This window comes from Porphyromonas somerae DSM 23386 (assembly GCF_000372405.1).
In the GTDB taxonomy this organism is placed as follows: domain Bacteria; phylum Bacteroidota; class Bacteroidia; order Bacteroidales; family Porphyromonadaceae; genus Porphyromonas_A; species Porphyromonas_A somerae.
This window is the reverse complement of sequence record NZ_AQVC01000091.1, coordinates 1-1603: the sequence shown is the minus strand read 5'-3', so window position 1 is coordinate 1603 and position 1603 is coordinate 1. Positions and strand designations below refer to the sequence as shown.

The 1603-nt window shown below is 47.9% G+C and carries 1 protein-coding gene; it reads right to left on the bottom strand.

Annotated features, from left to right (window positions below; all coding sequences use genetic code 11):
* Positions 1-113 precede the first annotated feature (113 nt).
* Complete coding sequence (locus A3GK_RS0110155; RefSeq protein WP_018029331.1) at positions 114-1286, bottom strand: MFS transporter; 1173 nt, start codon at positions 1284-1286, stop codon at positions 114-116.
* Positions 1287-1603 lie beyond the last annotated feature (317 nt).

The window sequence follows — 1603 nt, the reverse complement described above, 5'->3', positions numbered from 1 at the left end:
GCTGAGGGTGAGGGCGCTGGGAGCGTACTCACGTACGTGACCGAGCCCGAATCCCGAAAGCAACGCCGCAGATCGCCTTCGTGCAACAGTCTCATTTAGTTAAAGCCTAAGGCTTATCCGATAGGTCGCAGAGTGTGCTTTGCGAAGAAAGAGATGAGTATCCCAGGCACAGCCATAATCACAGCATACCAGAGCAAGCTCAACGCTCCATAGCTGAGCAATAGCGTGCCAGCAATAGCTGTAGTGATCATAATCGAGAGATTAAACATACAAGACTGCACCGACATCGCCACATCCTTACCATGCTCCACCTGATTGCCCACAGCCGCCTGGAAAAGCGTCACAAGTGGACCAAAGGAAAGCCCCCACATGAAGAAGGCAAGGTGCGAAATACCAACCGTACCCTTAAAGAAGTAAAAGAGCAACATCGCCACGGCCAGGAACGCAAACATCAGCACCGTCAGCTCCCTCAGGTAATGATCAATATACTTCGTCGCAATCACGATAGAGATGAGCGACCCAATTCCAAAGACCAGCAAGGCCACCTCTACCCCGCCACTAATACCGATCTCGGCTACCAACTGGGTAATATAGGTGTAGACCCCATAATGCCCACAAACTCCAAGTAGCGTGAGGAGGATAATGAGCAAGATAGACTTATTCTTCAGCATCGCAAAAGGCGAAGTGCTCGAGGTGAGCTTCTCACCAGGCGTCGAAGGTAGCATCACAAGCGATAGCAGAGCAATCAAAGCTACCAATGACCCCAAGACGATAAACTCAATACGCCAGCCAAAGCGGTCGCCAATAGCAGTCATCAATGGCATCCCTAGGCTAATTCCTAGCGTATTACCCGCCATAATGATCGCCACAGCCTTACCTTGGTGCCCTGGCTCCACCAGTCGCATCCCAAAGGCTGCAATCATCGGCCACATCACACCGGCACAGATTCCGCCGAGGAAACGAAGGCCTAATATAACGTAGTAGTTATGAATAACCCCAGAGAGTATATTGCATACTGCGAAGCCCACCAGCAAAAGTAATAGTAAATTCTTGCGATTAAAGCCCACCGTGGCAGATATAAGCGGAATACCGAAGATAGCCGACGCCAAGGCATACCAGCCCACCATTCGGCCACCCTCCACCTCATTAATTCCCAAATCGCCCATAATCTGCTGCAACACTCCAGAAGGAAGTAGCTCCGACAGAATTCCCACAAAGGTAACCGACGACATCAAGATCATCAAGACCCAAGGGAAAGCACCTACAGATTTCTTTTCTTGTACCATATAGTAAATATTTAAAGGTTTACACCTCTAAAGATACCCATTTAGATTGGTATAGAAAAGAAAACGAGCAAGAAAAATTAATAGATAAGTTAAGAGCTATCACAGGGGTTATCATTAGGAAGGTCTTACCATGTGGAATTCATTAGAGCGTCTACGGGAAAAGGACCTCGGCAGAGGTCCGTGTTAAATAGGCACAGGTCGAGGCACGTAGGGCCGAAGACCTGTGTCTTGTCCTAGAAAAAGTTGACTCATAGATAGATTTTTATGAGTAAGTTTGTAAAAAGGAGTCAACTCCAGAAGATTTATTTTGACCGAGT

Excerpts from the sequence above, each read along its gene's own strand:
- A3GK_RS0110155 (WP_018029331.1), bottom strand. The coding sequence starts at position 1,286 with ATGGTACAAGAAAAGAAATCTGTAGGTGCTTTCCCTTGGGTCTTGATG.